This window comes from Methylobacterium sp. Leaf104 (assembly GCF_001422885.1).
GTDB lineage: Bacteria > Pseudomonadota > Alphaproteobacteria > Rhizobiales > Beijerinckiaceae > Methylobacterium.
Genome location: NZ_LMMZ01000012.1, coordinates 280,636 through 305,693 on the forward strand (window position 1 = coordinate 280,636; position 25,058 = coordinate 305,693).

The following is a 25,058-nucleotide window of genomic DNA, read 5'->3' on the forward strand; positions in this document are numbered from 1 at the left end:
GCATGCGGCTCGTGGTGGTCGGCGCCGACGGGCGCATGGGGCGGATGCTGATCCGCGCGGTGGCGGAGACCGAGGGCTGCACGCTGTCGGGCGCCATCGAGCGCGCGGGCTCCCCCGCGCTGGGGCAGGATGCCGGCACGCTGGCGGGCCTCGGTCCCCTCGGCGTCGCGGTCACGGACGATCCCCTGCCGGTCTTCGCGGCGGCCGAGGGGGTCCTCGACTTCACGGCGCCCGCCGCCACCACCTTCTTCGCCGAGCTCGCCGCGCAGGCCCGCATCGTCCACGTGGTCGGCACCACGGGCCTGCAGGAGGCCGATCTCGCCAAGCTCGGCGCGGCCGCCCACCACGCCCGCATCGTGCGCTCGGGCAACATGTCCCTCGGGGTCAACCTCGTCGCCGGCCTCGTGCGCCGGATGGCGGCGGCCCTCGGGGAGGATTTCGACATCGAGATCGTCGAGATGCACCACCGGATGAAGGTCGACGCGCCCTCCGGCACCGCCCTCCTCCTCGGCGAGGCGGCGGCGGAGGGACGCGGCGTCTCGCTCGCCGACTCCCGGGTCTCCACCCGCGACGGGCATACCGGGGCGCGCCGGCCCGGCGACATCGGCTTCGCCACCCTGCGGGGCGGCACGGTGGTGGGCGACCACAGCGTGGTCTTCGCCGGCCCGGGCGAGCGGATCACCGTCGGCCACCATGCCGAGGACCGCGCGATCTTCGCCCGCGGCGCCGTGCGGGCGGCGCTCTGGGCCTTTGCCCGGCCGCCCGGCCTCTACGGGATGGACGACGTCCTCGGGCTTTGATGACATCCTTGGGCTTTGATGACGTCTTCGGGCTTTGATACGGAGCCCACGTTCGGCAGGTAGGTTTCGTCATCTGCCGTTCAGATTGACGCGCGCATGAGCCGGCGCATGCGCGTTCGCTGCGCTGCAACATCGTCCGCCGCCCGGGCCTTCGCCGAGGCCGTGCCGTCTCAATGACCAAGAGGATCATCCCCCGATGGATCGCCTTCTCGTCCTCGCTCGCCATGGCCAGAGCGACTGGAACCTCAAGAAGCTGTTCACGGGCTGGCGTGATCCCGAGCTGACGGATCTCGGCGTCGAGGAGGCCCGCAATGCCGGGCGCTGGCTCAAGGAGCAGGGCTACGGCTTCGACGTGGCCTTCACCTCCAACCTGAAGCGCGCCCAGCGCACCTGCGCGCTGATCTTGGAGGAGATGGATCTCGGCGGGATCGAGACGATCCGCAACGAGGCCCTGAACGAGCGCGACTACGGCGACCTCTCCGGCCTCAACAAGGACGATGCCCGCGAGCGCTGGGGCGACGCCCAGGTGCATCAGTGGCGCCGCTCCTACGACGTGCCGCCCCCCGGCGGCGAGAGCCTGAAGGACACCGCCGCCCGGGTGCTGCCCTACTACATCCAGTTCATCCTGCCCCGCGTGATGGCGGGCGAGCGCGTCCTGGTGGCCGCCCACGGCAACTCGCTGCGCGCCCTCGTGATGGTGCTCGACGGCATGACCACGAAGACCATCGCCAGCCTCGAGATCGCCACCGGCATCCCGCTCGTCTACCAGCTCAAGGCCGACACCACGGTGGAGAGCAAGACGGTGCTCGAGCACGACATCGACCACAAGGTCTGACCGCTGGCGTCCGTCGCCGCCCGCGTGCCGGCCGGGATCGCCCTGGTTCCCGGCCTGGTCCACGTCCCCGGCTACCTGGACGGCGCGGCGCAGGCGCGCCTCGCCGCCGAACTCGCGGTCGCGCTCGCGGCCGCGCCGCCCTACACGCCGCGGATGCCCCGCACCGACCGGCCCTTCTCGGTGCGGATGTCGAATTGTGGGCCGCTCGGCTGGGTCTCCGACCGGGCGGGCTACCGCTACCAGCCGCATCACCCCGTGACGGCGGCGCCCTGGCCGGCCATCCCGCCCGTGGCCCTCGCCGCCTGGGAGGCCCTGTCGGGCTATCGCGCCCCGCCCGAGGCCTGCCTCGTCAACCTGTACGAGCCCGGCGCCCGCATGGGCCTGCACCAGGACCGGGACGAGGACGCCCGCGACGCGCCCGTCGTCTCGCTGTCCCTCGGCGCCACCGCCCTCTTCCGCTACGGCGGCCCGCAGCGCTCGGACCCGACCCGCTCGCTGCGCCTGCGGGCCGGTGACGCGCTCGTGATCGGCGGCCCGGCCCGGCTGATCCATCACGGGGTCGACCGCCTCGTCGCGGAGGTGCCGGACCTGCTCCAGGGCGCCGCCCCCGGGCCACTACCGGATTTCCTTCCGCCGGGCGGGCGCTGCAACCTGACCCTGCGACGCGTGACCCGGCCCCCGGACGCTTGACAGCGGCGGGGCGTGGGTCGACCCATCGTCAGCCTCACCGGCGGCCTGCCCCGCGCGGGGTGGCCCGGCGGACCTGCCCGGCACCAGACCGGGGCCTTGCGGAGAACCGATTCGATGCGTCTGCGTAACCTCGTCCGTCCGGTTTCCATCCTGGTCCTCGCCCTGGGACTGGTGGGGCCTGCGCTGGCGGCCGACCCGGTCTTCCCGCCGAGCTCGCGCTTCGGCTTCGATCCGCCCTCCGACATGGTCTCCTCGAAGCGCTTCTCCGGCCTGGAGCGGCTGGAAGGCGGCGCGACCGTCTCGGTGGTGGAACTGCCGGCCAACGCCTTCGCCGACCTCGAGACCAACTTCACCGACGAGAACCTGAAGGCCCAGGGCTTCGTCGTCACCACCCGGCAGGCCATCAAGGTGGCGGGCGACGTCGACGCGGTGCTGTTCACAGGCGAGCAGCCCGCGGTGGAATCGGCCGGCACCCCGGCGATCAAGAAGTGGATGCTCCTCGTCGGCGATCCGACCGTGACCGGCATCATCATCGCGCAGGCGACGCCCGATGCCGAGACCGAGGAGACGATGAAGCGGCTGCTGACCGGCATCCACATCCGCCCGGCCCTCACCCTGGAGCAGCAGGTCGCCGCGCTGCCCTTCCGGATCGGCAACGACGCGGGCTTCCGCCCGGTGCGGGTCCTGGCCGGCAATTCGGTGCTGCTGACGCAAGGGGCGAAGGACGAGATGCTCGGCCTGGAGCAGCCGATCCTGGTCCTGGCCCAGGCGGTGCAGCCGCCGCCGGCCACGGAGCAGCGCGACGCCTTCGCGCGCGCCGCGCTCTATTCCAACCAGACCATGAAGGACTTCGTGATCGAGCGGGCCCAGAGCTACCGCCAGAACGGCGTCGACTGGCACGAGATCGTGGCCCGCGCGGTGGACTCGGCCTCGGGCACGCCGGTGGTCATCTCGCAGACGATCCGCTTCGCCCCCGACGGCTACCTGCGCGCCGTCGGCGTCGTGAAGGCCGAGAATCGCGAGGGCGTGCTGGCGAAGTTCCGCGAGGTCGTCGACAGCGTGCAGCTGCGGTAGGGGCACGCGTCCCCTCCCGCGGGCGGGGACGGTCGCATCGTCCGTCACGGCAGGGAGGCAGGTGAGCCTACCTCCACCCGCAATCCCTCAGGCGGGCGCGGCCGATTGCGGATGATGCCGCGCCGTCATTCCGGAGCGCCGCGGGCGCGCCCGGACCCGCAGGGGCGCGCCGGCGGCGTGCGATCGAGCGCCGCCGACGGTGTAGGGTCCTGCACCGCCTGCGTTTCCGGATCCCGGGCTCCGCTGCGCGGCCCCGGGATGACGCAGGGCTGGCGGCGGGCCTCCGGCAAGGCGCCGTTCGACCGCGAACGTCCGACGAGACGGTCGGGCGCAGACGCGCCCTCAGGCCGCGTCGGCCGGGCCGGCGGACGGCTTCGGTCCGCCCTTGGCCACGCCGACGAGGGCCGGGCGCAGGACCCGGTCGCCGATGATGTAGCCGGCCTGCATCACCTGCACGACGGTGCCGGTGGGGACCTCGGGATCGGGCACCTCGAACATCGCCTGGTGGCGGTTGGGGTCGAAGCGCTGGCCCTTCGGCTCGATCGGCTTGACGCCGTGCCGCTCCAGGGTCTTGGCGAGGTCGCGCTCGGTGAGCTCGATGCCGTCGATCAGGGCCTTGAAGGCGCCGTCGGCGCTGGCGCGGTCCGCCTCGGGGATGCTCTCCAGGGCGCGCCGGATGTTGTCGGCGGAATTCAGGAGGTCGCGGGCGAAGTTCGTCACCGCGTAGGCGCGGGCATCGGCGACCTCGCGCTCGGTGCGCCGGCGCAGGTTCTCCATCTCGGCCAGGGTGCGCAGCGTGCGGTCCTTCAGCTCGTCGCGCTCGGCCAGGAGGGGCGCCAGGGCGTCGGCCTGCGGCGCCTCGCCGGAGACCGGACCTTCGGCCTGCGCGGCCCCAGCTTGCGCGGCTCCTTGGGTCTCCTCGACCGTCTGGGCCGGGTCGCGCCGCTCGTCGTGCATGTCGTTCGCCATCATGTGGGTTCGTCGGGGAATGTCGGGGTTCGCGCTGATATCAGGCTGTGCCGCCGTGAAATCAAGCGCGGGGCGCCCGGGCGCGGAGAACCGCGCCGCCCCCGCGCCGGCTCAGGCCTCGCGCGGGGGCGGCGAGTCGATCAGCGCGTCGAGCCCCTCGGCGCGCAGGGCCGCAACGTCGCCGGCGAAGACCTCCATCACGGCTGTCCGGATCGCCACCTGGCGGTCGGGCTGGGTGACCCGGGTGCCGGTGAGGTCGGTCACGTAGAACACGTCCACCGCCCGCTCGCCGAAGGTGGCCACGTGGGCCGAGGTGATGTTGAGGCTGAGCCGGCTGAGCGCCGTGGTCAGCTCGTAGAGAAGGCCGGGCCGGTCGAGACCGGTGATCTCGATCACGGTCTCGCGGCTCGAGAGGGCGTTGTCGATCGCCATGTCGGGCGGCACCAGGAAGGTCCGCGCCCGCTCGCTCGGGGGGTGCTTGTCGGCCACGAGGTCGGCGATGCGGATCTCGCCGCGCAGGGCCTTCTCGATGGCGGTGGTGATGCGGCTCGCCCGGCGCAGCTCGTCCTCGTCGCGCTCGAAGGCGCGCGAGACGAAGATCGAGTCGAGGGCGAAGCCGTCCGTGGTCGTGAAGATCTGCGCGTCCACGATGTTGCCGCCGGACGCCGCACAGGCCCCCGTGACGATGGCGAGCAGGCGCGGATGGTCGGGCGAGTAGATCGTCAGCTCGGTGACGCCGCGGACCGGATCGGTCTCCGCGACGGTCGCCACGGTGCGTCCCTCCGCCGTCAGCGCCTTGACGAAGCCGGCGTGCTTGAACTGGCGCGTGGTGTCGACCTTGAGCCAGTAGGCCTGGTTGTGCCGCGCCGCGTAGGCGTCGAACGCCTCCGACTGCCAGTCGCTGAGCTGCTCGCGCAGGGCCATCTGGATCAGGCGCACCCGGTCGGTGCGGGCGATCTCGGAATGGCCGCCGGACAGCACCACCTCGGTCTCGTCGTAGAGGGTGCGGATCAGGGTCCCCTTCCAGGCGGTCCAGACGCCGGGACCCACGGCCTTGATGTCGGCCACCGTCAGGATGGTGAGGAGCTTCAGGCGCTCCAGGGTCTGCACGACGCCGGCGAACTTCTCGATGGTCTTGGGGTCCGAGAGGTCGCGGCTCTGGGCGGTCATCGACATCAGCAGGTGGTGCTCCACCAGCCAGGCCACCATCTCGGTCTCGGCCGCCGTGAGGCCGAAGCGGGGTCCGAGCTTCTCGGCGATCGCCGCCCCCGCGATGGAATGGTCCTCCGGCCGGCCCTTGGCGATGTCGTGCAGGAGCACCGTGACGTAGAGCGCCCTGCGGTGGCTGATCGTGTCGATGAGCCGGCTCGCGAGCGGATGCTCCTCCTCGGCGCGGCCCGATTCGATCGCCGAGAGCACGCCGATGGCGCGCAGCAGGTGCTCGTCCACCGTGAAGTGGTGGTACATGTTGAACTGCATCATCGCGACGATGCGGCCGAAATCCGGAATGAAGCGGCCGAGCACGCCCGCCTCGTTCATCAGCCGCAGGATGGTCTCGGGCGAGTTCTTCGAGGTCAGGATGTCGAGGAAGAGCCGGTTGGCCTCCTCGTCCGCGCGCAGGGAATGGCCGATGAGGCGCAGGGCGCGGTTGGCCGCCCGCGTCGCGTCGGGGTGGATCGGCAGGTTGTGGCGGTCGGCGAGCCAGAACAGCCGGATCAGGTTCACGGGATCGCGGCTGAAGGCGTCGGCGTCGCGCAGGTTGATGCGGCCGTGGTCGTCGACGAAGTCCTCCGCCTCGATGGCGGTGGCGCGGAAGCGGTCCCGGAACCGGCCGATCCAGCGGTCCAGCACCGGCGTGCGCTTGGCGTGGCGCGCCTCGAGGGCCGCGCAGACGATGGCGGTGAGGTCGCCGACCTCCTTGGCGATCAGGAAATACGCCTTCATGAAGCGCTCGACGCCGGAGAGGCCGCCGCGCGGCTCGTAGCCGAAGCGCTCGGCGATCCGCGGCTGCAGGCCGAAGGACAGGCGCTCCTCGGCCCGGCCGGTGACGAAGTGCATGTGGCAGCGCACCCGCCACAGGAGTTCGTCGCAGCGCTCGAACACCCGGTACTCCTCGGGCGTGAACAGGCCGGCGGCCACGAGCTCGCTCTGGTCGCGGACCCGGTAGGTGTACTTGGCGATCCAGAACAGGGTGTTGAGGTCGCGCAGGCCCCCCTTGCCGTCCTTCACGTTGGGCTCGACGAGGTAGCGCGACGCGCCCGCCTTCGAGACCCGGGCGTCGCGCTCGCGCAGCTTGGCCTCGACGAATTCGGGCGCGGTCCACATCACCAGCTCGGTGTCGAACCGGGTGACCAGCTCCTCGAACAGGGCGCGGGTGCCGAACAGGTAGCGGGCCTCGAGGAGCGAGGTCCGGATGGTCATGTCGGCCCGGCCCTCGCGCAGGCACTCTTCCACCGAGCGGGTGGCGTGGCCGACCTTGAGCTTGAGGTCCCACAGCACGTAGAGCATCGCCTCGACGACGCTCTCGGACCAGGCGGTCTGCTTGTAGGGCAGCAGGAACAGGAGATCGATGTCCGAGCCCGGCGCCATGGTGCCCCGGCCGTAGCCGCCCGTGGCCACCACGGCGAGCTGCTCGCCGGTGGAGGGGTTGTCGTTCGGATAGAGCCGCCAGACCACCGCGTCGTGGATGGTGCGGATCACCGCATCGGTGAGCCGGCTCAGGCGCCGGGCGCAGGCGATGCCGTCGCGCTCCTCCAGGAGGCGTTCCTCGGCATCGGCGCGGCCGAGCTCGATCACCCGCCTGAGCTCGGGCACCAGCACCGCCCGCAGGCGCGTCGCCTCGCGGGCGTCGCGGTCGAGGTTCTGGAGGATGTCGTTGAGGGCGGCGACGGCGTCGAACATGGCCAACCCCGTTAGCATGTTGGCGGAATGACGCCAGCAGGTTCGCCGCGCGGGCGCCGCACGGGTGCGGGATCGAACCGCGTTTTCACCGGCTTCCCCGCCGCGGCGACGATCCGCGTTCGCGCGCGCGGCGATCCGGCGGGCCACGGTTGCGCCGCAAGGCCGCGCTAGCGCAGCACCGTCTTTCGTCCCAAACCCGCCGCCCCGCGCACCCCAGCATTCACGAAGGCCCCCGATGCGTTCGATTCCCATGCGTTCGTTCCTGCGTCCGCCGTCCTCCCGCCCGGCCCGGGTCCTCGCCCTGACGGCCGGCCTGTTCCCGGTGCTCGCCGCACCGGCCTGGGCCGCCTCCTTCGAGTTCGTGCCGGCGCCCCAGATCGACCTCAACCGCGTCTACCGGGTCGACAAGGTCACGGGAGAGGTGACATCCTGCCAGTACGGCCTGCGCGAGGGCGCGGTGGGCAGCGTCGGCGTCACCGTCTGCTACGGCGCCGGCGAGGGGGCGAGCGCGCAGGCGCCCTCGGAATACGGCCTCGTGGCCTCCCGCCACACCCGCGAGGCGGGGGTGTTCCGGGTCAATTACCGCACGGGCGAGATGAGCATCTGCTACGTGCAGCTGCAGAAGGAGGCCGTGGTCTGCACCGCGCAGGCGAACCCGGCGGGTCCGGGCGCCGACGAGGCCCCGGCCACCGGCGCCGCCCCGGGCCGGGCCGGCCCGAGCGCCACGCCGCCCCAGGGCACGCGTCCCTGACGCCCCCTCCCCCGATCCCGGCGCGCGCCGCGTTGGACCGGCCGGCCCGGCGTGCTAGGGGCACCCGGTCGCGCCCGCCCAGCGGCGGCGCGCCGCTCGGTCCGTTTCCCGCCGCCTCGTCCCACGCCTGAGCCGTCCCATGCCGCACGCCCTTCCCTACCCGGACACCGGAGCCTTCGCGTGAGCGGCCCGGATCTGCGCCGCGCGGCGGCCGAGGTCGCCGTCGAGCTCGTCACCCCCGGGATGCGGCTCGGGATCGGCACCGGCTCCACCGCCAACGTCTTCGTCGAATTGCTGGGCGCCCGCGTCCGGGCCGGCCTCGACGTCGTCGGCGTGCCGACCTCGGAAGCGACCCGGGTCGCGGCGGAGGCCGCCGGCATCCGCCTCGCCACCCTGGAGGAGATGCCCGAGCTCGACCTCACCATCGACGGGGCCGACGAGATCGACGGGGCGATGCGCCTCGTGAAGGGCGGCGGCGGCGCGCTGCTGCGCGAGAAGATCGTCGCCTTCGCCAGCCGGCGTATGGTCGTGATCGCGGATGCCGCCAAGCGCGTCGAGACCCTGGGCGCCTTTCCCCTGCCGATCGAGGTCAACGCCTTCGGGCTCGGCGCCACCCGGCGCGCGGTCGCCGCCGCCCTGCGGGCGAGCGGCTGCACCGGCGAACTCGTCCTGCGGTCCCGGGACGGCGCGCCCTTCGTCAGCGATGGCGGCCACCACATCCTCGACGCCCATCTCGGGCGCATCCCGGATCCCGAGGCCCTGTCGGGTGCCCTCTGGGCCGTGCCGGGCGTCGTCGAGCACGGCCTGTTCCTCGGCCTCGCCACCGGCGCCATCCTGGCCGAGGCGCGGGACGGGCAGGCGGTGGTGAGCCGGCTCGGCACCGTCTGAACGCGGGTGGCCGTCCCACTTCCCCCACCTCGTCCCCTTCCTAGAACCCATCCCGGAGCGTCCGCCATGTCCCCCCGCCTCGCCGCCCTGGCCGCCCTCGTCCTCGCCAGCACGCCCCTGAGCGCCCTGGCCCAAGCCCCGGCGCAGAAGCCGCCGGCGGCCAAGCCCGGCGCCAAGCCGCCGACCCCCGCCGCCGCACCGGCACCGAGCACCCCCGCCGCGCAGACGCCGGCCTACTCGGCGAACCACCTCGCCCTCGCCCGCGAGGTCATGCTGAATTCCGGCATCGCCCGGTCCTTCGACTCGATCATCCCGGCCTTCAGCGACCGCATCCGCCAGGGCTCCGTGACCCGGCCCGAGCTCACCAAGGACCTCGACGGGGTGCTGGCCGCCCTCGAGCCCGAGATGGAGATGCAGAAGCAGTCGATGATCGACATCGCCGCCCGGATCTACGCCTCGCGCCTGTCCGAGGCCGAGCTGAACGAGATCGCGACCTTCTTCCGCTCGCCCGCCGGCAAGCGCTACGTCGAGACCCAGCCGCAGGTGCTCGACGAGATGGTCCAGGCCATGCAGACCTGGACCCAGGACGTGTCGGAATACATCATGGTCCGGGTGCGCGCCGAGATGGCCAAGAAGGGCCACCAGCTGCAGTAGCGGCCCGCGGCCAGGACGCGGGTAGAGGGACCGGGAGGGGACGCCGGGCCGTCAGGCCGCGGCCGCCTCGACGCGGTTCCGGCCGGTGCTCTTGGCCCGGTACAGGGCGAGGTCGGCGCGCTTGAGCATGTCGGCCGGCCCGGCATCCTCGGCCCGGCGCCAGGCCACGCCGATGGAGACGGTCACCGGCACCGTGCGGGTGTCGCGGTGGATCGCGAACGGCACCGCCTCGATGCGCTCGCGGATGCGCTCGGCGATGGCGTAGGCGCCCTCGGCCTCGGCGTCCGGCAGGATGATGACGATCTCCTCGCCGCCGTAGCGGGCCACGATGTCGATGCCGCGGGTATGGGTGCGGATGCGCTCGGCGAAGGCCTTCAGCACCTCGTCGCCGGCCTCGTGGCCGTAGGTGTCGTTGATCGTCTTGAAGCGGTCGATGTCGAGCATCAGGGCCGCCACCGGGCGGTTGCGCAGGGCCGCCTCGCCGAACAGCGCGCCGAGATGGCTGTCGAGGTAGCGCCGGTTGTGCAGGCCCGTGAGGCCGTCGGTGACGGCGAGCTCCATCGAGGCCTGGACGGCGCCGCGCAGGGCATCCGAGAAGCGGCGGCGGCGGACCTGGGTGCGTACCCGGGCCACGAGCTCGTTCCGGTCGACGGGCCGCATCAGGTAGTCGTGCACGCCGAATTCGAGGCCCCGGATCACCCGGGCGCGGTCGTGCTCCTCGGCGATCATCATCACGGGCATCAGGCGGGTGCGGTCGAGGGAGCGCAGCTGGCTGCACAGGCGCAGGCCGTCGAAGCCCTGGATGTCGAGGCTGACCAGGGCGAGGTCGAACGCGCCCTCCGCCGCCAGCACCAGGGCCTTGTGCGGGTCGGCCTCCACCGTGAGCGTGTGGTGCTGGCCCAGGGCCGCCCCGAGGCGGTCGGCCGAGCCGGGGCGGTCCTCGACCAGGAGGATCGAGGCGTCGAGGCCGGTCTCGGCGGCGGCGAGGGCGAGAGGATCGCCGATTCCGAAATCCCGCGAGGCCATGGCGCGGGAGCGCAGCTCGTCCGTCACCGCCTTGAGGCGCACGAGGCTGCGCACGCGGGCGAACAGGGCCGTGTCGTCGATGGGCTTCGTCAGGAAGTCGTCGGCGCCCGCATCGAGCCCGCGCAGGCGGTCGGAGGGCTGGTCGAGGGCGGTGACCATCACCACGGGCAGGTGGGCCGTGTTGGGGTTGCTCTTGAGCCGGCGGCAGACCTCGAAGCCGTCCATGCCGGGCATCATCACGTCGAGGAGGACGAGGTCGCAGAGGCCCTTCTCGCAGATGGTCAGCGCATCGGGGCCGTTCATCGCCGCCACGACGTCGAAGTATTCCAGGGAGAGCTTCGCCTCCAGGAGCTTCACGTTCGGGAAGAGATCATCGACGATCAGGATTCGGGCCGACATCGTTCCTCGCGCAGGGTCGTTCCACTGGGCCGTCGGGGACGGTCTCAGCGAGGCGGCGGCTTCAGGCGGTCCTGGCGTCGCCGAGGTATTGGCGGACGGTGGCGAGGAACTTCGCCACCGAGATCGGCTTGGACAGGTAGGCCTCGCAGCCGCCCTCGCGGATGCGCTCCTCGTCGCCCTTCATGGCGAAGGCCGTGATGGCGATCACCGGGATCGCCTTGAGGTCGTCGTCCTCCTTGAGCCACTTCGTGACTTCGAGGCCGGAGACCTCGGGCAGCTGGATGTCCATCAGGATGAGGTCGGGGCGGTGCGCCCGCGCGAGCTCGATCGCCTCGATGCCGTTGGCCGTCTTCAGCGTGGCGTAGCCATGTCCCTCCAACAGGTCGTTGAAGAGCTTCATATTGAGTTCGTTGTCCTCGACGATGAGCACGGTCTTCTTCATGGCCCGTTGTTCCCGGTGCGTGGACGGCCCATTGTCGTTCGACGCATGCCCCGCCCCAGGAGATTTAGCGGATACATGTTGACGAAACGCAAACCCAACAGCGCAGACGATTCCGCCGAGGGCCTGGCCCTGGCGGCCCTCGCCTGGATGGCGACCGACGACGAGCGCCTGTTCGCCTTCCTCAACGCCACCGGGGCGACGCCCGAGACCCTGCGGGCCAGCGCGCAGGACCCCGGATTCCTGGCGGGCATCCTCGACCATATCATGGGCGACGAGACGACGCTGCTCGCCTGCGCCGAGGCCCTCGACGTCAAGCCCGAGCGCATCGCCGCCGCCTGGCGCCGCCTCGGCCCGCCGGACTTCGACGACGGGATGTAGGCGGGAAGCGGAGCCGGATATCCCCGCGGGATTGCCCGCCGAGGCTCGCCCCGTCCCGTGCCGCGCGCTATGGCTCGACGGCTTCGCGCGGGCGCCGTCCGCACGGCGCGCCCCCCGCCGGAGATCCCCCGCCCATGTCCCTCGCCAGCCTCTCGACGACCTGGGCCCCGCGCCTCCTCAGCGTCCTGCGCATCGTGGCCGGCCTGCTCTTCCTCGAGCACGGCACCCAGAAGCTGTTCGGCTTCCCCGTGCGGATGGGCGGCGGGGCCGGCCCCGCGATGCTGTCGCTGCTGTGGTTCGCCGCCGTCCTGGAGACCCTGGGCGGCGCGCTCGTCATCCTCGGCCTGTTCACCCGGCCGGTGGCGTTCCTGCTCTCCGGGCAGATGGCCTTCGCGTACTTCATCGCCCACCATCCCAAGAGCCCGTTCCCGGCGCTCAACGGCGGCGATGCCGCGATCCTGTTCTGCTTCGTCTTCCTCTACCTCGCCGCCGCCGGCGCCGGCCCCTGGAGCCTCGACGCGCAGCGCCGCGGCCGGTTCTGAGCCGGCCTCCCCCGGGGCGGCTCAGGCGCCGAAGCGCCAGACGCTGCTGCGCTTGATCTCGGCATCCTCCAGGGAGCGGCTCACCGGCACCGTGTAGGTGGCGAGTTCGGTGAGCCGGTCGCGGGGCAGGTAGGAGCGGCCGGGATCGCCCACCAGCACGGTGGCGCCCCGCGCGTGCAGGCCGGAGAGCCAGCCGGTGACGCGGGCCGCGAGGTCCCGCTCGTAGAAGATGTCGGCGGCGAGCACCACGGCCGAGCCCGGATCGGAGCCGATGAGGTCCCGCGCCACCGCCTCGATCCGCTCCGCGACGCCGTTGGCCTCGGCGTTGAGGCCGATGGCCGGGATCGCGAAGGGGTCGAGGTCGCTGGCGGTGACGTGGACCGCGCCGGCCCGGGCCGCCGCGATGGCGACGAGGCCCGAGCCCGAGGCGAAGTCGAGCACCCGGCGTCCCGCCACGAGGCCGGGATTGTCCAGGACGTAGCGGGCGAGCGCCTGCCCGCCGGCCCAGGCGAAGGCCCAGAAGGGCGGCGGCAGGCCGATCGCCTCCAACTCGTCCTCGGTCTTCTGCCACAGCGCGGTGGCCTCGTCGGCCACGTGCAGGACGATCTCGGGCGCGTGCGGCACCGGGCGCAGCCGGGTGTTGGCCCGGATGAAGGCGAGGGGATCGGCCGAGGGCGTCATGCGCGGGCGAACTCGCCGTAGAGGGTGCCGGCGGCGGCTCCGAGCCCGTCGGCGCCCACCAGCGCGAGGGCCGTATCGGCCGGGTCGAGGCCCAGGGCGGCGGCCTCGGCCGGGGTCTCGCAGAGGTAGCGGGTGGTCCGGGTGGCGAGCGGGCCGCGCAGGGCCTTGCGCAGGCCGAAGCGCGTCAGGCGCCCGCCGGCATCGGTGCGGGCAGTCAGGGCCGCGAGGTCGTCGGGCTGGTAGATCCGCGCCGCGATGCCCGACATCGCAGCCGCCGTGCCGCCGACCACGATCGCCCGGAGGCCGAGGGCGTGCAGGAGGTCGGCCTCCAGGGCCTTGAGGATGCCGGCGAGCTGGCCCGCCGCATAGCCCGCCGCCATCGGGTTGAGCCGGGAGGTCCCCAGCGCGAAGGGCACCACCCGGGCGCCCGCCGCCTCGATCGCCCCGCGATGGGCGTCCACCCGCGTCACCACCGTGGCGGTGATCCCGGCGGACCGGGCCGCCGCGACCAGGGGCAGGAAGCGGGCCGCGAAGCCCGCATCGTCGGGGGCGAGGAGGACGAGGCGGCGGGGTGCGGCGCCGGAAGCGGGGGTATCCATCGGACGGGATGTAGCATGCCCCGTCCGGAACAGGGCATGGCGCGCACCCGTTGACGACGAACCAGACACCGCAGGGACGGGACCCGCATGGCCACGGCGCGCGACGAAGAGGGCACGGTCGCCGATCCGCGCGACGCCGCCGAGGAGGCGGGCCTGCGCTACGTCGACGACACCATGCCGGGCCTGACGCGCCGGAAGAGCGGGACGGGCTTCGCCTATCGCGACGCCCGGGGCCAGCCGGTGCGGGATGCCAAGACCCTGGCGCGCATCCGCTCCCTGGCGATCCCGCCCGCCTATACCGACGTCTGGATCTGCCCGCGGGCCAACGGCCACATCCAGGCGACGGGCCGCGACGCCAAGGGGCGCAAGCAGTACCGCTACCACCCGGATTTCCGGGCAGCCCGCGACCTCACCAAATTCGAGCACGTGATGGCCTTCGCCGACGCGCTCCCGGCCATCCGCGCGCGGGTCGATGCCGACATGGGCCGGCGCGACCTCCCCCGTGAAAAGGTGCTGGCCACCGTGGTCCACCTCCTGGAGACCACGCTGATCCGGGTCGGCAACGACGATTACGCCCGCACCAACAAGAGCTTCGGTTTGACGACGCTGCGCGACCGGCACGCCCGGATCGCGGGCTCGGAGCTGAGCTTCCGGTTCAAGGGCAAGAGCGGCAAGACCTGGGATCTCGGCCTCAAGGACCGGCGCGTCGCCCGCATCGTCAAGGCCTGCCAGGACCTGCCGGGCCAGGAGCTGTTCCAGTACCGCGACGCCGACGGGGCCGTGCGCGACGTGACCTCGGCCGACGTGAACGCCTATCTGCGCGAGATCACCGGCCAGGACATCACCGCCAAGGATTTCCGGACCTGGGCCGGGACGGTGCTGGCGGCCCTGGCGCTGCAGGAATTCGAGGCCTTCGACAGCGAGGCCAAGGCCAAGAAGAACCTGCGCGCCGCCATCGAGGGCGTCGCCGCCCGGCTCGGCAACACGCCGACCATCTGCCGCAAGTGCTACATCCACCCCGAGGTGCTCGACTGCTACCTCGAGGGCGCCCTCCTCCTGCAGATCAAGGACGCGGTGGAGGACGAGCTGCGCGCGGACCTGACCGGGCTCAAGCCCGAGGAGGCCGCCGTGCTCGGCCTGCTCCAGGCACGCCTCGCCGCGGTGAAGAACGGCAGGGGCCGCGACCTTTCGGACGCGAAGGCGGGCAAGGCGGTCGCCAAGGATGTTGCCAAGGATGTTGGAAAGGCCGTCGCGAAGACGGGCGCGAAGCGGGCGGCGTCCGCCCGGTCCCGGAAGCCGGGCGCGACGGCATCGGGCGCGCCGCAGGGCCGCGCCGCCTGATCCGAGGGTCCGAGGAGGCCCGCCTCGGCGCGGCGCCCTCCCGCCTCTGCGGGCCGCCTTGTTCACGCATCGCGCGGGCGGTGCAGGTCCCCTCTCCTGGAAGGAGAGGGATCACCGTCGTGCCTCGCGCGGGTGGCCGACGAGCCTTCGCGATCCGTTTTCCGAGGGCGGTCGGCTCTGTCCCCGTCGTGGCGATCCGATCGCCGGCGGAGGGAAGGCCCGGATCCGCCTCCGCACGGATACCGCCCTCCCCGTGTCGATTGGGCACGCGGGCCGCGCGGCAACGGCCGCTCCCCTGGGCCGTTGCCGCGAGGTGTCGTGGAACGGGAACGGGAACATCATGAAGGTCGCGGTCGTCACCGGAGGAACCGCCGGAATCGGGCTCGCCACCGCCCATCTCTTCGCCCGGCGGGGCTGGGCCGTGGCGGTCATCGCCCGCGACGTCGACCGCCTGCGCGACGCGGAGGCCGACCTAACGGCCTATGGCCGTCGCGTCCTGGCGATCTCGGCCGACGTCACGGATGCGGAGGCGATCGACGCCGCCGCCGCCCGGATCGAGCGCGCGTTCGGTCCGATCCGGGCTTGGGTCAACAACGCCATGGCGACCATCGTGAACCCGGCCGACCGGATCACGCCCGAGGAGTACCGGCGCGTCACCGAGACGACCTATCTCAGCCAGGTCTACGGCACGCTGGCGGCCCTGCGCCACATGAAGCCGCGCAACCGCGGCGCCATCGTCCAGGTCTCGTCGGGCCTCGGCATCCGTGCGGCCCCGCTCCAGGCGCCCTACTGCGCGGCCAAGTTCGCGGTCTCGGGCTTCACTGACGCCCTGCGCTCCGAGCTGATCCACGATCGCGTGGACGTCTCCCTCAGCGTGGTCTACCTGCCCGCCGTCAACACCCCGCAGTTCAACTGGGCCCGCAACCGGACCGGCCACGGCCAGTACGCCCCCGACCCGGTCTACGATCCGCGCCTCTGCGCCGAGGCCATCGTCGCCACGGCCGAGAGGCCGAGCCGCGAGGTCTGGGTCGGCCACAGCACGGTGATGATGGCCGCCGCCCAGGCCCTGATGCCGGGCTACGCCGATTCCAAGGCCGCCACGATGTGGTCGGCCCAGCTCACCGACGAACCCGCCCCCGACAAGGCCGGCAACCTGTTCGCGCCGGTCCCGGGACATGTCGGCATCGACGGGCGCTTTTCGGACCGGACCAAGGCCACGCGCAGCGCCTACTGGACGAGCCGCGACCGCGACCTGCTCGTCGCCGGCCTCACGGGGGTGGTGGCCCTGGGTCTCGTCGGGGTGGCGACCCTGGCGCGCGCCCCGCGCCGCCTGCTGCCGCGGCGCTGATCGGCCGGGGGATCATGCGACGCCGGCGCCGTTCGCGAAACGGGTGCAGCTCCGGCGCCTTCACGCTATAGCTGTCTCCGCGGGCCGCTGATTCTCTGGTCCCGCTTCGAACGAGGTTCGCTATGGAAGTCGACGCGCTGCTGCTCTCACGCATCCAGTTCGGCTTCACGATGGCCTTCCACATCATCTTCCCGGCCTTCACCATCGGGCTGGCGAGCTTCCTCGCCCGGCTGGAAGCGCAGTGGCTCTGGACCGGCGACCCGATGTACCGGAACCTCTACCGGTTCTGGGTGAAGGTGTTCGCGGTCTCGTTCGGCCTCGGCGTCGTCTCCGGCATCGTGATGAGCTATCAGCTCGGCACCAACTGGTCGCGCTACTCCGACTTCACCGGCAACGTGCTCGGGCCGCTGATCCAGTACGAGGTCATCACGGCCTTCTTCCTGGAGGCCGGGTTCCTCGGGATCATGCTGTTCGGCTGGGACCGGGTCGGCGACCGGCTGCACTTCGTCTCGACCTGTATGGTGGCGATCGGCACCCTGATCTCGGCCTTCTGGATCCTGTCGGCCAATTCCTGGATGCAGACGCCGGACGGCTTCACCGTCGAGAACGGCCGGGCCATCGCCACCGACTGGTGGAAGGTGATCTTCAACCCGTCCTTCCCGATCCGCTACGCCCACATGGTGCTGGGCTGCTTCCTCACCACCGCCTTCGCGGTGGCGGGCATGTCGGCCTGGATGATCCTGCGGGGGCGCAAGGAGCCGGCCGAGAAGGTGGCGGGCGCCCGGCTCTCGCTCTCCATGGCGCTCTGGTTCGCGGTGATCTTCGCGCCGATCCAGATCTTCGTCGGCGACACCCACGGCCTCGCCGTGCTCAAGCTGCAGCCGACCAAGCTCGCCGCGATCGAGGCGAACTGGGACCGGCAGGACAACATGCCCCTGCTGCTCTTCGCGATCCCCAACATGGAGGCCGAGAAGAACGACTTCGAGATCGGCATCCCGCGGCTCGGCAGCTTCATCCTCACCCACGACTTCTCGGGCGTGGTGCCGGGCCTGAAGGACGTGCCCCGCGACCAGCGCCCCCCGGTCTGGCCGGTGTTCTATTCCTTCCGCATCATGGTCGCGATCGGCATGGCCATGCTGGGCCTGAGCCTGTGGAGCCTCTACCTGCGCTGGCGCGGCACGCTCTACACGAACCGCTGGTTCCTCAACGCGGCGATGCTGATGACGCCGTCCGGCTTCGGCGCGGTGCTGTTCGGCTGGTTCACCGCCGAGATCGGGCGCCAGCCCTACATCGTCTACGGGCAGCTGCGCACGGCGGACGCGCACTCGCCCCTGACGGTCAACGCGGTGACCACCTCGCTCATCGCCTTCCTGATCGCCTACACCTTCATCTTCGGGTTCGGCAGCTACTACCTCGCCAAGCTGCTGCGCAAAGGGCCGGAGCCCCTGGAGGAAGCCATCCGCGGCGGCGACGTGGCGCAGAAGCCCAAGCGCCCTCTGTCCGCGGTCGACGAGAGCCTCACCCCCGCCTGAGGGGCATCGCGGCCCGGCTCAGAGCCGGGCCGCGCACGCGCTCGTGAGCTGGCTCCGGGGGCGGTCGCCGCCGCTGCCGCGGACCGGACCGGCATCGACCACCGGGGCGAGACCGAGGTGGCGAGCCAGGGCGACGAGGTCCTTCAGGCGCCCGGTCTGGGTCTTGCGGCGCAGGTTCAGGCGGTGGGTCTCCACGGTGCGCACGCTGAGGTTCAGGCGGCGCGCCACCTCCTTGTTGCTGAAGCCGGCGCTGAGGAAGCGCAGGATCTCGGCCTCGCGCGGCGTCAGGCCGTCGACGGGCGCGACGGGAACCGGGGCGTCCTCGCCCGGGACCGATTCGGCGGCGCCGGCGGCGAGGCTCAGGAGCGCGCCGCACATGTCGCGCGGCGTCGCCGTGCGGGCGATGAAGGCCTCGGCCCCGACCTCGATCAGCCGGGTCAGGAGGTCGGCCCGCAGGACATCGAAACCGACGAGGACGTGCAGGTCCGGCGCGCGCGCCTTGAGGGCCGCGATCCGCCCGACGAGACCCGGCTCCGGCTCCGATCCGACGAAGACCAGGGCGACCCTGCGCGCCGGTCCCTGCGAGAGTTCGGTCTCGCTCAAGGTGTGCAGGCGCGGCTCGTGCTCGATGACGGCGCGAAAGGCCGGCTCGATTCCGAGGGGCTCGCCGACGATCAAAACTCCCACGGCGTCATTCATGCCGCTGTACTCCCCATTGTCTCACCGCGACACACCGCAGCGATCCCTGGGAGAGTCAGATCAAGTTTCGTTCCAGCGCTTTACTCGCCAAGACTCGGCGACGATTCCGGCCGGATTGGTCGAAGACTGAAGAGGACTCACGGTTAATTCGGCAAGACTTTGGTAAACGCGACGGACGCGCGAGCGCAACGTCCGGCCCGGCGTACCGCTACGGTACAACGGCCAAGCTGCGGCCGTCCTCGATTCGGGACAGGCGCGGGCTCAGCCGGCCCGGGCGAGAACGAGGTCGGAGGCGGCGCTCACGACGCGGTTGCGGCCCGTGGTCTTGGCCTCGTAGAGGGCGATGTCGGCCCGCTTGAGCAGCCCCTCGATGGTGTCGCCCTCGGACCATTCGCTGACGCCGAAGCTGCAGGTGAGGCGGATCGGCACCCGGCCCCCGCGGATGCGCAGGGCCTCCATCGAGCGGCGCAGGCGGGTCGCCATGCCCTCGGCATCCGTGCCGGAGCGGTGGGGCAGGATGATGCCGAACTCCTCGCCGCCGAGGCGTCCGACGATGCCGTCGACGGCCAGCTCGCGGCACACGGCCTGGATGGCCGCGTCGCCGACATCGTGCCCGTACTCGTCGTTGATGCGCTTGAAGTGATCGATGTCGAGGAGGATGGCCGACATCTTGCCGTGGTCGCCCACGCGCTCGGCGGCATCGCGCGACTTCTGCAGGAAGGCACGCCGGTTGAGCAGGCCCGTCAGGGAATCCGTGTCGGCGAGGCGGATCAGCTCGCTCTGCATCGTGGTGAGGCGCTCCGCGGCCCGCAGGCGGGCATGCAGTTCCTCCGGTCCCGGCGGCTTCTCGATGAAGTCGTCGGCGCCGCTGTCGAGGGCTTCGGCCAGGTTCCGGGCGTTCTTGGCCGACGACATGGTGATGACGTAGAGGGGGCGGTTGGCCTCCGCCAGGAGGCGGGCGGACCAGCACAGCTCGAGGCCGCCCAGGGGCCGCACCTCGAGGCTGGTGATCAGCACCCGCACCGAGCCGGTGTTCTCCACGAAGTCGAGCGCTTCCGCCGAGTCGGTGAAGGCCGAGACGGTATGACCGTTGGGTTCGAGCAGCGCCGCGATCATCTTGAGGACGACCCGGCTGGTATCGACGAGGACGATATGCATGGCGCGGCCTGACCACCTTCACGGTTCTTGACGTGAGGATGGCACGAACAGATTAACCGCTTGCGAAAGCCCTCCCGGATGGATCGGCCGCGGCGCGGGGGCTCAGCGGTGGGAGACGCGCACCGGAACGACGCGGGCGCCGCCGCTCATCTCGGCGGACGGGGGCGCCGCCTGGAAGGCCTCGCCCCGGGTCGCCGGGCGCTCCGGCGCGCCCGACCAGCGCCCCTGCCGGCCGCGCGTCAGGACCCGGGACCGGCCCGCGGCGGCCGCCCGGAGGGCGGAGGGCGGCGCGTCGATGACATAGACCGTCGGGGTGCCGACCGCGGCACTGCGGATGCCCGCCACCGTGGGGATTCCGTAGGTGCCGTAGCCCCAGGCGCTCGGCACGAGCTCGCTCGGGCGGGGAAAGCGAGTGAGCGGCGCACCGACATAGTCGCCGTGGATCAGCGGGCCGGCGTAGCCGCCCGCGTAACCGGATTCGTAGGCCACCGGCCGGCCGTAGGTCGGATCCTGGCCCTGCGCCGTGCCGGCGAGGCCGCACAGGATCAGGGTACCGGCGAGGCCGGCCAGACGGAGCGGGACGAGCCCGGAGGGCGACACCTTGGATCGAGTGGTCATGCGACGCCGGACTCCCGCGCTGGCTGATTCGGGAGAGAACCGGCGGAGACACCCGTCGTTCCAGAAATCCGGCCGGCTTCCAGCCTCGAAGACTGCTTAGGGGCTCGCCGAGCCGGGCAAGAAGCGGGGAAGGGTCGGGCGAGGAGGCCGGCGAAAGGGGCCGAGGCCGGGACCGGTTGATCGAACTGCGGCCCGTCTCGTCCGAGCCCGCTCGATCGGATCCGGACCGGGAGGCCGGAAACCCCGGGGAGCCTTGCTTCCGGGAATGGGGGCGCGGCATGGTCGAAGGCAGGACCGAAGCCAGGAGGCCGTATGAATCCGGGTGTGAACGATGAGAAGCTGTCGCTCGACTCTGTGTCGGTCGAGGATTTGAACGCCGCCCTGCGGGTGTTTCGCCGGCTGCCGCTGGAGCTGCTGGGCTTCCTGATCCTGTTGCCGATCGTCTGCATCGGCCTGTCCCGGCTCGGTACGGCCCTCGCGCCTCCCTACGGCGTCTATGTGTTCGGGCAGGGCCTCGTGACCTGGGGCCTGCTCCTGATGCTCGCCCTGCTGTACGGGCTGTTCTGGTGGCGGGGACGGCAGGTCGGGCGCCTCCTGAACGACCCGGACATCGTGGCTTCGCCGGTGATGAGCCTGCTGTCGGTGCCCGGCCTGCTGGCCGAACGCGCGCAGGCCCTGGGCATGGAATGGAGCGGCTTCTACGGTCCGCTCCGTCCGCGCCGGAGGTAGGTCGTCCACGAAAGGGGCCGACGCACCGACCGTCGGTCGCGCCACCGGGGCGCCGCGGCGGGTCCGGACCGGCCTCCAAGAAGCGAGCGGGGGCCGGGTGCCACGGGGATCGGGCGACCTGCCCGAGCCGGTTCGGGTTTCACCGCTTCGAATGTCGCCGTCTCGACCTTCGGCTTCGGCGTCAGCGGCAGGTGGTGACCCGACGGACGATCCAGCCCTCGCCCTCGACCCAGAGGCGCTTGCGCGAGCGGCTGCAATTGACGGCGTCGTCGTCCGATTCGGTGACGGCCGCCACGGGGGTGACGGCGGGCACCGCGACGGAGGCCTTGTCCGGCCCCTGGTTGGCGACCGGGGCGGCCACCACAGCGGGAACGAAGGCCGCGACCGAAACGGCGCCGGCCAAGAAAACGGTGCCCGCCAGGACGGACATGCGCAGTCGATTCGCTACCATCGGAAAGTCTCGCTCGCACATCCCTCGGCGGACGTGCCCTCAACATGTCAGGATGTTGCAGCGGGATGCGCTGCGTCTTGGACTGTTAAGTCGCGAGAGGTCGGAAGGGTTGCAGTCGAGGAGGTCGGCCGATCGGGAATCCTCGGGCCGCCCGGATGAACGTTCAGGGCATCGCCGAGACCGCGATCATCGGCAGCGTGACCGCGATCTGGGTCGCGGCCGGGCGCGGCGGGGCCCGGTCGGACAGGACCAGGGCGCCGAGCCCGAGGACGAGGCTGAGGGCGAGGAGGCTCGTCTCGATGCCGCGATAGAACCCGTCCATCTCACACTCCCGGCGCGCTGACGCGAGGCCGCCGACGGCGTCGCGCCGTCCCTGTTCGGCTGGGCGCATGTTCGGCCCGGGAGCATGTTCGGCCCGGGAGTATGAGGGAATCGTAACCGCGCGGGCTCAGGCCCGCCCGAGGGGCGTCATGCGGGCGAGATCGGATTCCGGCGGCTGCATCAGGGCCGCCGCCAGGTTGGCCTCCAGCACGATCAGGTCGCAATCGGGGTCCGGCTCCCAGCCGCAGCGGCAGCCCTGCGGCCCCTCATGCGCCTGGGCCACCTGCCGGTAGAGGGCGCCGACGACCCGGGCCGCCACCTCCAGCGCCGACATGGCCGGCAGGGGCGCCCGGTTCAGGCTCTGCCAGAAGGCGCGGCGCAGGGCCTCGTCGAGATGGGCCTCGGGCGAGGCCGGCTCGGCGCAGGCCGGCGCGGCGCGGGACGCGGCGTCCATCCGTTCGTCCGGCCCGCTCATGCCCGGAATCCCGAGGAGCGGTCGGACAGGCGTTCGCGCCAATGGGCGGGCACCAGGGCGGGATCCGTCTCGGGCGCCCCCGCCAGGACATCGATGAGGTCGGAGAAGCGGTGCAGGCGCAGGTCGAGGGCCGAGCCGTCCCACCAGGCGATCCGCGCGTAGCCGCGCAGCCAATCCAGCGTGCGTTCCATCATCCGCTCTCCTCTTGCGATCGGCGCTCCGTGGAGAGGGTTTGAAAGCTTAAACACCGCTTGGCAAGCAATTCGCCAAACATTGGAATCGATTGAATCTTCCGTAATCCGAACCTTCTATTGTTCTCGATTTGGAAGAATTCCATCCGCAAGGGAAAAGCCGCGTGCCGGCCGATGCTTGACCGTGCGACGGGGCGGGCAGGAGCGAGTTTCAGCCGCGATAGGCCACCAGGACCGCACCGGCCGCGATCAGGGCGACGCCGATCCAGTTCGGCAGGGTCAGGCTCTCGCCGAGCAGAATCACCCCGAGGATCGCCACCAGGACGACGCTGAGCTTGTCGAGGGGCGCCACCCGCGCCGCGTCCCCGAGCGCGAGGGCGCGGAAGTAGCAGAGCCAGGAAGCGCCGGTGGCGAGGCCCGAGGCCACGAGGAAGCCGACGCTGCGGCCCGGGATCGCCGTGAGGCCGGGCGCCTGCCCGGTGCCGACCAGGATCGCGCCCGTGAGGGCGAGGATCACCACGGTGCGCACGAAGGTCGCGACGTCGGGCTGCACGCCGGTGACGCCGACCTTCGCCAGGATGGCGGTGAGGGCGGCGAAGACGGCCGAGAGCAGGGCCCAGAAGCGCCAGGATTGCAGCAGCGCGCTCAGCATGACGAGGGTCCGGCCGGCCTCACAGGATCATCCGCATGACCATCAGGCCGAGAAGCAGGCCGGCGAACCCGAGGACCACCGAGCCGAGGATGTAGATGATGGCCGCCGCCACCTCGCCGCGCTCCAGCAGGAGGATGCCGTCGAGGGCATAGGACGAGAAGGTGGTGAAGCCCCCGAGCACGCCGGTGGCCAGGAACAGCCGCACGGGCTGGCTGCCGCTGCGCATGGCGTACCAGCCCGCCAGTACCCCCATCAGGATCGAGCCGAGGATGTTGATGCCCATCGTGCCGTAGGGAAAGGCGGTGCCGAAGCGCAGGGCGGCGAGGCCGACGCCGTGCCGGGCCATGCCGCCGAGGCCGGCCCCGAGAAAGACGATGAGAAACCCCATGCGGGCATGTTCTCCCTGAAGCCGGCCGCCGGCCCGGCCCTGCGCACAGGATACGCCTCGAACGCATCCGGTTCGCCGGCCGAGCGCGGCTTACCCCCGAGGTTCACAGGGCACGGCCCGGCGGTCGCACCGATCCGCGCGCCGGCCCTCGGCCGCCGCCCCCGGCGTCATCGCGTGGGCGGGGCGCCGCCCCCAGCGTTACGAAGCGGAAAACAGGAATTCTCCACAAGATGCGCCGCGGTTTATCTCGGATTAACCAAGTTGCGGCTGAATAGCGTCAGTTAAGGTTGATGTTTTCCTAACAGGCACCTGCTGCACTTCGCGTCGTCGCTTAACCTTTTCTTGAGGTCTGCGCGGCGGGAGGGGGTGCCGGTTCGGGAACCGCGTATCCGAGTTCGCCCGCATGAACGACGCTGTGTACCCGCTCGGCCGCCGCCTCCGCCGCCGTCGTCGTCGGACCCACGGGCAGGGGCTCCTGCGGACCTCCGCGGCGGCCCTCCTCTGCGCCGCCTTCCCGCACCTGACCGCGCCGGACGGTCCCGTCCCGGCCGGACCGGGCCGGCCGGCGCTGGCCACCGTCTCCGCGCCCGGCGCCTATGCCTGGATGCTCGACCCGACCCCGGCCCTCGGCACCGCGGCGCGCGGCCTGACCCGGGCCGCCCCGCTCAGCGCCGCCCTGGTGCCGCCCGCCCGTGCGGACAGGTCAATACTGGCGATGGCGCCGCCGCGCCCGGCGCCCGCTCCGGCGGCAGCCCCGGTCCGGATCGCGCAGGCGCTGCCCCAGACCATCCCGCTGCCGGTGCCACGCCCGGCCGGCCTCGTGGCGCAGGCCGAGCCGGCGCGCCTGGCCCTGCGCTCCGCCCCGGCCCTGCGCTCGCTCGCCGCCCGCCGGACCCAGGTCGCCCGCGCCAGCGCCGATGCCGCGGCCGAGCGCTCGTTCTTCGACACGGTGTTCGGCACGCGTCCCGACCCCGAGCCCCAGCCGCGGACCACCCTCGCCTACGCGGCGGTGGACCCCAGCGTCGATCCGGGTCCGCGCCGGGTGATCGAGAGCAGCCCCGCGGTCGGCGCCGGCACGGCCGTCTACGACATCACCGCCCGCACCGTGACCCTGCCGAGCGGGGAGCGCCTCGAGGCCCATTCCGGCCTCGGCGAGAGCATGGACAATCCGCGCCACGTCCACCGCCGGATGCGCGGCTCGACCCCGCCCGGCACCTACGACCTCACCGAGCGCGAGGCCCTGTTCCACGGCGTGCGGGCGATCCGGCTCAACCCGGTGGGCGGCAGCGCGGCGATCCACGGCCGCGACGGCATCCTGGCCCACACCTACATGCTCGGCCCCAGCGGCGCCTCGAACGGCTGCGTCTCGTTCAAGGACTACAACCGCTTCCTCCAGGCCTATCTCCGCGGCGAGGTCCGCCGCCTCGTCGTGGTCGCCGGCCGCGGCGATGCGGGCCCGACCTTCGCCGAGCGCCTGTTCGGCCGCGCCACGCGATAAGAAAGCGCCGCGCCCCCGAGGGGACGCG

29 protein-coding genes are annotated in these 25,058 nt (G+C 71.9%); 14 read left to right on the forward strand and 15 right to left on the reverse strand.

The genetic code is table 11. The features are described from left to right. Positions 1 to 2 precede the first annotated feature (2 nt). From dapB to ASF49_RS10755, 4 genes are all read left to right on the forward strand, one after another. Positions 3 to 800, forward strand: a complete 798-nt coding sequence (gene dapB / locus ASF49_RS10740; RefSeq protein ID WP_056471977.1) for a 4-hydroxy-tetrahydrodipicolinate reductase — start codon at positions 3 to 5, stop codon at positions 798 to 800. A 196-nt stretch (positions 801 to 996) separates the two neighbouring features. Next, positions 997 to 1,635 carry a 2,3-bisphosphoglycerate-dependent phosphoglycerate mutase gene (locus ASF49_RS10745; protein ID WP_056471981.1) on the forward strand — a complete coding sequence of 213 codons (639 nt, stop codon included), beginning with the start codon at positions 997 to 999 and terminating at the stop codon, positions 1,633 to 1,635. Between the two features lie 24 nt (positions 1,636 to 1,659). Continuing rightward, positions 1,660 to 2,325 carry an alpha-ketoglutarate-dependent dioxygenase AlkB gene (locus ASF49_RS10750; protein WP_082511125.1) on the forward strand — a complete coding sequence of 222 codons (666 nt, stop codon included), beginning with the start codon at positions 1,660 to 1,662 and terminating at the stop codon, positions 2,323 to 2,325. A 114-nt stretch (positions 2,326 to 2,439) separates the two neighbouring features. Further along, positions 2,440 to 3,399 (forward strand): hypothetical protein, encoded by a 960-nt coding sequence (locus ASF49_RS10755; protein ID WP_056471984.1) that lies wholly within the window; start codon positions 2,440 to 2,442, stop codon positions 3,397 to 3,399. 342 nt (positions 3,400 to 3,741) lie between these two features. Here the strand turns inward: ASF49_RS10755 and grpE are convergent, their stop codons facing one another. Then, on the reverse strand, positions 3,742 to 4,371 hold the full coding sequence (grpE, locus tag ASF49_RS10760; RefSeq protein ID WP_056471989.1) for a nucleotide exchange factor GrpE: 630 nt from the start codon (positions 4,369 to 4,371) through the stop codon (positions 3,742 to 3,744). A gap of 108 nt (positions 4,372 to 4,479) precedes the next feature. Then, positions 4,480 to 7,269, reverse strand: coding sequence for a [protein-PII] uridylyltransferase (locus tag ASF49_RS10765; protein WP_056472705.1), 2,790 nt, complete (start codon positions 7,267 to 7,269; stop codon positions 4,480 to 4,482). A gap of 235 nt (positions 7,270 to 7,504) precedes the next feature. On the opposite strand from ASF49_RS10765, the gene ASF49_RS10770 reads away from it, so the two are divergent. From ASF49_RS10770 to ASF49_RS10780, 3 genes are all read left to right on the forward strand, one after another. Beyond that, positions 7,505 to 8,020 carry a hypothetical protein gene (locus ASF49_RS10770; RefSeq protein WP_056471994.1) on the forward strand — a complete coding sequence of 172 codons (516 nt, stop codon included), beginning with the start codon at positions 7,505 to 7,507 and terminating at the stop codon, positions 8,018 to 8,020. Positions 8,021 to 8,200: 180 nt separating this feature from the next. Continuing rightward, on the forward strand, positions 8,201 to 8,908 hold the full coding sequence (gene rpiA, locus ASF49_RS10775) for a ribose-5-phosphate isomerase RpiA (protein WP_056471998.1): 708 nt from the start codon (positions 8,201 to 8,203) through the stop codon (positions 8,906 to 8,908). A 66-nt stretch (positions 8,909 to 8,974) separates the two neighbouring features. Continuing rightward, positions 8,975 to 9,562, forward strand: a complete 588-nt coding sequence (locus ASF49_RS10780) for a DUF2059 domain-containing protein (protein WP_056472005.1) — start codon at positions 8,975 to 8,977, stop codon at positions 9,560 to 9,562. A 51-nt stretch (positions 9,563 to 9,613) separates the two neighbouring features. Here the strand turns inward: ASF49_RS10780 and ASF49_RS10785 are convergent, their stop codons facing one another. Further along, entirely contained in the window at positions 9,614 to 10,987 is a 1,374-nt protein-coding gene (locus ASF49_RS10785) for a PleD family two-component system response regulator (RefSeq protein ID WP_056472010.1), read from the reverse strand. A 61-nt stretch (positions 10,988 to 11,048) separates the two neighbouring features. Then, a complete protein-coding gene (locus tag ASF49_RS10790) occupies positions 11,049 to 11,429 on the reverse strand; it encodes a response regulator (protein WP_055946254.1) in 381 nt (126 codons plus the stop codon). A gap of 75 nt (positions 11,430 to 11,504) precedes the next feature. On the opposite strand from ASF49_RS10790, the gene ASF49_RS10795 reads away from it, so the two are divergent. After that, positions 11,505 to 11,807, forward strand: a complete 303-nt coding sequence (locus ASF49_RS10795; protein ID WP_056472013.1) for a DUF3572 domain-containing protein — start codon at positions 11,505 to 11,507, stop codon at positions 11,805 to 11,807. Positions 11,808 to 11,941: 134 nt separating this feature from the next. Continuing rightward, the gene (locus tag ASF49_RS10800; protein WP_056472017.1) at positions 11,942 to 12,349 is read left to right on the forward strand and encodes a DoxX family protein; all 408 of its coding nucleotides are present in this window, start codon (positions 11,942 to 11,944) and stop codon (positions 12,347 to 12,349) included. A 21-nt stretch (positions 12,350 to 12,370) separates the two neighbouring features. On the opposite strand, the gene ASF49_RS10805 is transcribed toward ASF49_RS10800, so the two are convergent. Beyond that, entirely contained in the window at positions 12,371 to 13,030 is a 660-nt protein-coding gene (locus ASF49_RS10805) for a class I SAM-dependent methyltransferase (protein WP_056472019.1), read from the reverse strand. Beyond that, positions 13,027 to 13,629, reverse strand: coding sequence for a glycosyltransferase (locus ASF49_RS10810; RefSeq protein WP_056472020.1), 603 nt, complete (start codon positions 13,627 to 13,629; stop codon positions 13,027 to 13,029). The genes ASF49_RS10805 and ASF49_RS10810 overlap by 4 nt, the downstream gene beginning before the upstream one ends. 87 nt (positions 13,630 to 13,716) lie before the next feature. Here ASF49_RS10810 and ASF49_RS10815 point away from each other — a divergent pair, with 87 nt between their 5' ends. The 3 genes from ASF49_RS10815 (at position 13,717) to ASF49_RS10825 (ending at position 17,850) form a co-directional block, all read left to right on the forward strand. Continuing rightward, a complete protein-coding gene (locus ASF49_RS10815; RefSeq protein WP_056472024.1) occupies positions 13,717 to 14,970 on the forward strand; it encodes a DNA topoisomerase IB in 1,254 nt (417 codons plus the stop codon). A 340-nt stretch (positions 14,971 to 15,310) separates the two neighbouring features. After that, positions 15,311 to 16,318: an SDR family oxidoreductase gene (locus ASF49_RS10820; RefSeq protein ID WP_056472028.1), complete on the forward strand. Its 1,008-nt coding sequence runs from the start codon at positions 15,311 to 15,313 to the stop codon at positions 16,316 to 16,318. A gap of 122 nt (positions 16,319 to 16,440) precedes the next feature. Next, on the forward strand, positions 16,441 to 17,850 hold the full coding sequence (locus tag ASF49_RS10825; RefSeq protein ID WP_056472039.1) for a cytochrome ubiquinol oxidase subunit I: 1,410 nt from the start codon (positions 16,441 to 16,443) through the stop codon (positions 17,848 to 17,850). 18 nt (positions 17,851 to 17,868) lie between these two features. Here ASF49_RS10825 and ASF49_RS10830 read toward each other — a convergent pair whose 3' ends face one another. The 3 genes from ASF49_RS10830 to ASF49_RS10840 all read right to left on the reverse strand — a co-directional run bounded on the left by ASF49_RS10830 (position 17,869) and on the right by ASF49_RS10840 (position 20,325). Next, a complete protein-coding gene (locus tag ASF49_RS10830) occupies positions 17,869 to 18,549 on the reverse strand; it encodes a helix-turn-helix transcriptional regulator (protein ID WP_056472042.1) in 681 nt (226 codons plus the stop codon). 261 nt (positions 18,550 to 18,810) lie between these two features. Then, positions 18,811 to 19,707 (reverse strand): diguanylate cyclase domain-containing protein, encoded by an 897-nt coding sequence (locus tag ASF49_RS10835; protein ID WP_056472045.1) that lies wholly within the window; start codon positions 19,705 to 19,707, stop codon positions 18,811 to 18,813. 102 nt (positions 19,708 to 19,809) lie between these two features. Next, positions 19,810 to 20,325, reverse strand: a complete 516-nt coding sequence (locus ASF49_RS10840; RefSeq protein ID WP_082511128.1) for a hypothetical protein — start codon at positions 20,323 to 20,325, stop codon at positions 19,810 to 19,812. 324 nt (positions 20,326 to 20,649) lie between these two features. On the opposite strand from ASF49_RS10840, the gene ASF49_RS10845 reads away from it, so the two are divergent. Continuing rightward, complete coding sequence (locus tag ASF49_RS10845; protein WP_335338459.1) at positions 20,650 to 21,054, forward strand: ABC transporter ATP-binding protein; 405 nt, start codon at positions 20,650 to 20,652, stop codon at positions 21,052 to 21,054. 181 nt (positions 21,055 to 21,235) lie between these two features. On the opposite strand, the gene ASF49_RS10850 is transcribed toward ASF49_RS10845, so the two are convergent. The 6 genes from ASF49_RS10850 to crcB all read right to left on the reverse strand — a co-directional run bounded on the left by ASF49_RS10850 (position 21,236) and on the right by crcB (position 23,532). Then, entirely contained in the window at positions 21,236 to 21,505 is a 270-nt protein-coding gene (locus ASF49_RS10850; protein WP_243214523.1) for a hypothetical protein, read from the reverse strand. Positions 21,506 to 21,668: 163 nt separating this feature from the next. Next, the gene (locus ASF49_RS24185) at positions 21,669 to 21,827 is read right to left on the reverse strand and encodes a hypothetical protein (RefSeq protein WP_200930036.1); all 159 of its coding nucleotides are present in this window, start codon (positions 21,825 to 21,827) and stop codon (positions 21,669 to 21,671) included. A 126-nt stretch (positions 21,828 to 21,953) separates the two neighbouring features. After that, positions 21,954 to 22,301 carry a hypothetical protein gene (locus tag ASF49_RS10855; protein ID WP_431739892.1) on the reverse strand — a complete coding sequence of 116 codons (348 nt, stop codon included), beginning with the start codon at positions 22,299 to 22,301 and terminating at the stop codon, positions 21,954 to 21,956. Further along, complete coding sequence (locus ASF49_RS10860) at positions 22,298 to 22,495, reverse strand: hypothetical protein (protein WP_056472057.1); 198 nt, start codon at positions 22,493 to 22,495, stop codon at positions 22,298 to 22,300. Before ASF49_RS10860 ends, ASF49_RS10855 begins: the two co-directional genes overlap by 4 nt. A gap of 208 nt (positions 22,496 to 22,703) precedes the next feature. After that, entirely contained in the window at positions 22,704 to 23,141 is a 438-nt protein-coding gene (locus ASF49_RS10865; RefSeq protein ID WP_056472718.1) for an EamA family transporter, read from the reverse strand. Positions 23,142 to 23,163: 22 nt separating this feature from the next. Then, positions 23,164 to 23,532, reverse strand: coding sequence for a fluoride efflux transporter CrcB (crcB, locus tag ASF49_RS10870; RefSeq protein WP_056472059.1), 369 nt, complete (start codon positions 23,530 to 23,532; stop codon positions 23,164 to 23,166). Between the two features lie 403 nt (positions 23,533 to 23,935). Between crcB and ASF49_RS10875 the strand changes: the two genes are divergently transcribed. Next, positions 23,936 to 25,030 (forward strand): DUF2778 domain-containing protein, encoded by a 1,095-nt coding sequence (locus ASF49_RS10875; RefSeq protein WP_056472062.1) that lies wholly within the window; start codon positions 23,936 to 23,938, stop codon positions 25,028 to 25,030. Positions 25,031 to 25,058: the final 28 nt, after the last annotated feature.